Annotated in this window: 3 protein-coding genes and 1 pseudogene; 1 reads left to right on the top strand and 3 read right to left on the bottom strand. The window is 72.7% G+C overall.

The window, feature by feature from the left end; genetic code table 11:
* The 3 genes and pseudogenes from C1H66_RS21335 to C1H66_RS21325 all read right to left on the bottom strand — a co-directional run.
* Positions 1–408: pseudogene (locus tag C1H66_RS21335) on the bottom strand (hypothetical protein); the annotation flags it as partial.
* A gap of 6 nt (positions 409–414) precedes the next feature.
* Positions 415–1,341 (bottom strand): AAA family ATPase, encoded by a 927-nt coding sequence (locus C1H66_RS21330; protein WP_102629885.1) that lies wholly within the window; start codon positions 1,339–1,341, stop codon positions 415–417.
* Positions 1,338–1,883 carry an NUDIX hydrolase gene (locus C1H66_RS21325; RefSeq protein WP_102629884.1) on the bottom strand — a complete coding sequence of 182 codons (546 nt, stop codon included), beginning with the start codon at positions 1,881–1,883 and terminating at the stop codon, positions 1,338–1,340. Before C1H66_RS21325 ends, C1H66_RS21330 begins: the two co-directional genes overlap by 4 nt.
* A 131-nt stretch (positions 1,884–2,014) precedes the next feature.
* Between C1H66_RS21325 and C1H66_RS21320 the strand changes: the two genes are divergently transcribed.
* A partial coding sequence (locus tag C1H66_RS21320; protein ID WP_102629883.1) for an acyl-CoA dehydrogenase family protein occupies positions 2,015–3,445 on the top strand: 1,431 nt, incomplete at its 3' end.

Genomic DNA, 3,445 nt, shown 5'->3' with positions numbered 1-3,445 from the left:
ACCGATCTCGGCGAAGCTCTGGTTGTCCAGCTCACCGGCCCGCAGCGCCAGGGCAGTGCGCGGCCGCGTCCCCTCCAGGGTCACGCCGAGGCGCGCCTCGTTGCCGGCGAAGACTTCCTGGGGCAGGCGCAGGGCGACCCTCACCCCGAGCAGGTTGCGCCAGGTCCGCAGCAGCACCACCACGCCGAGGGCGAACAGCCAGAAGGCCAGCGCATAGGCCAGACTGTTCTGGTAGTTGATGCCGAACAGCACCAGCACCACCACCAGCCCCGCCCAACCGAGGCCGAAACGGGTCGGCAGCAGGAACAGGCGGCTCTGCGGCAGCGGCGCCTCCAGCGGCGCCGTCAGGCGACCGAGCCAACGGCGGCGCAGGCGTTCCCGCCAGCTCGAGGCGACCCACGCCGGCATGGCGAGCTACCCCATCACCGGCACGCGGGCGAGCAGGTGGCGCGCCAGGGCCTCGCCCTCCTCCCGACGCCCACTGCTGAGCCGATGCCCCGCCACCGCCACCCAGACCGCCTGGACGTCCTCGGGCAGCACATGATCGCGCCCCTCGAGCAGCGCCCAGCCCCGGGAGGCCTGCAGCAGCGCCAGCGCGCCGCGGGTGGAGAGCCCCCAGGCCAGCTCCGGATGCTCGCGGCTGGCCGCCGCCAGCGCCTGGACATAGTCGAGCAATGCCTCGGCTACGTGGATATCGCCAAGGCGCGCCTGCCAGGTGCGCAAGCGCTCGGCATCGAGCAGCACCGGCAGCGAGCCCAGCGTCACTCGCCCGGCCCGGCCGCGCAGGATCTCCCGCTCGGCTTGCGGGGCCGGGTAGCCAAGGGAGAGGCGCATCAGGAAGCGGTCAAGCTGGGATTCCGGCAGGGCGAAGGTGCCCGCCTGCTCCTGGGGGTTCTGGGTGGCGATGACGAAGAAGGGGTCCGGCAGCGAGCGGGTCTCGCCCTCCACGGTCACCCGCCCCTCCTCCATCGCCTCGAGCAGGGCGCTCTGGGTCTTGGGGGTGGCGCGGTTGATCTCGTCGGCCAGCACCACGCCGTGAAATACCGGGCCCGGGTGGAAGGTGAAGCGCGCCTCGCGGGGATCGAACACCGAGACCCCCAGCACATCGGCGGGGAGCAGGTCGCTGGTGAACTGCAGGCGTTGCATGTCGAGCCCGGTGACCCGTGCCAGGGCCTGGGCCAGGGTGGTCTTGCCGAGCCCCGGCAGGTCCTCGATCAACAGGTGGCCACGACACAACAGGCAGCAGAGCGCCAGGCGCACCTCCCGGGGCTTGCCGAGCACCACGCCCTCCAGGGCGGCGACCACCGCCTCGAGGCTGTCGAGGCGCGCCTGATGATTCATGACCGCGGCTCCAGGGCGCCGCTCTCGAGCAGCGCCGCCAGGGCCTGGCGGGTATCCGGGGTGACCGCCTCCAGGGCCAGGGCCTCGGCGGGCGGCAGCCAGAAGGCGTCGGCGACCTCCTCGGCCTGCAGCGTCAACGGCCCGTCGTACTCGACCAGGAAGAGGCTGCCGAAGATATGGTGTCCCCCCTCGGCGTGCACGAACTCCAGCACAGGGCGCAGCGGCACACCCCGGATGCCGAGCTCCTCGGCCAGCTCGCGGCGGGCCGCCACATGGACCGCCTCGCCGGCCCCCACCACGCCGCCGGCGGCCAGGTCGAGCCCCCCCGGGAAGACCTCCTTAGTCAGGGTGCGGCGCTGTACGCAGATCTCGCCGCGACCGTTGCACACCACGATGTAGGTGGCCCGGTGCCAGAAACCCAGGCGGCGCATCTGCACCCGGGGGGCGCTGCCACAGGGGCGGTTGCGGGCATCCACCAGCTGGATGCTCTCGTCGGCGATAAACGGCGCCGGCAGCGCCCCGGGCCCCAAGGCATCGGTCATGGCATTCTCCCTGAGAAATGCCTTCAGCCTAACCAGTCACGTCGACAGCGTCACGCGCGGGGATCGCACGTTGACCCCGCCGCGTCCGGCCATCATGCTCGGAAGAGGCAGGCACCACGGAGTTCCCTCCCATGTCCGACCATGCCCCCCGCACGCGGCTGGCCACCCACGAGGTGACCAACCAGCCCGCCCCCGGCGGAGACCGCGACCTGCTGGCCACGGACCTGCCGCTGCAGGAGGCCCTGGACCGCGAGGCCCCCGACTGGGTCGCCCGGCGCCTCGCCGCCCTGGGGCGCGAGGCCGGCAGCGCACGCGTCCAGGCGCTGGGGGAGGCGGCCAACCGCCACCCGCCTGAGCTGCGGCTCTTCGACCGCCATGGCCGGCGCCTCGACGAGGTGGCCTACCACCCCGCCTACCACGAGCTGATGCACCTGGCCATCGACCGCGGCTGGCACGCCGTGGCCTGGCAGGAAGAGGGCCGCGGCGGCCATCAGGCCCATGTCGCCGCCCTCTACCTGCTGACCCAGGCCGAGCCCGGCTTCTGCTGTCCGATCACCATGACCCACGCCGCCATGCCGGTGCTGCGCCAGTCGTCGCGCCTGGAGACGCGCTGGGCCACCGGGCTGCTGGCCTGGGACTACGATCCCCGCCCCCTGCCCGCGGCCGACAAGAGCGGGCTGACCTTCGGCATGGCGATGACCGAGAAGCAGGGCGGCAGCGACGTGCGCAGCAATACCACACGCGCCGAGCCTTTCGCCGCCACGCGGGCCGAATCCGGGGAGGATGGCTGGCGGCTGACCGGCCACAAGTGGTTCTGCAGTGCACCGATGTCCGACGCCTTCCTGACCCTGGCCCGCAGCGACGAGGGCCTGGGCTGCTTCCTGGTGCCGCGCTTCACCCCCGACGGCGAGCGCAACGCCATCGAGCTGCAGCGGCTCAAGGAGAAGTGCGGCAATCGCGCCAACGCCTCGGCGGAGATCGAGTATCGCGGGGCCTGGGCCGAGGCGGTGGGGGAGCCGGGGCGCGGCGTCGCCACCATCCTCGCCATGGTGCAGCAGACCCGCCTGGATGCCGCCACCGCCCCGGTGGGCATGATGCGCCAGGCGCTGGGCGAGGCGTGGCGCCACGTACGCGAGCGCCACGCCTTCGGCCGCGCCCTGGCCGACCAGCCGCTGATGCGGCAGGTGATCGCCGACCTGGCGCTGGAGGTGGAGGCCGGCGTGGCGCTGGTGATGCGCACGGCACGGGCCTTCGACGGCATGGACCAGGAGCACGAACGCGCCCTGGCCAGGGTGCTCCCGGCACTGGCCAAGTACTGGCACAACAAGCGCGGGCCGGGCTTCATGGCCGAGGCCATGGAGTGCCTCGGCGGCATCGGCTACGTGGAGGAGGCGCCGCTCGCCCGGCTCTACCGGGAAGCGCCGGTGAACTCGATCTGGGAAGGGTCGGGCAACGTGATCTGCCTCGACCTGCTGCGGGTGCTCACGCGCCACCCGGAGGCGGTGGCCGCGCTGCGCACGGAGCTCACCCGGGCACAGGGCCAGCAAGCCGACTTCGACCGC

The organism is Halomonas heilongjiangensis (assembly GCF_002879645.1).
GTDB lineage: Bacteria > Pseudomonadota > Gammaproteobacteria > Pseudomonadales > Halomonadaceae > Halomonas > Halomonas heilongjiangensis.
This window is presented reverse-complemented; position numbering and strand designations above follow the sequence as displayed.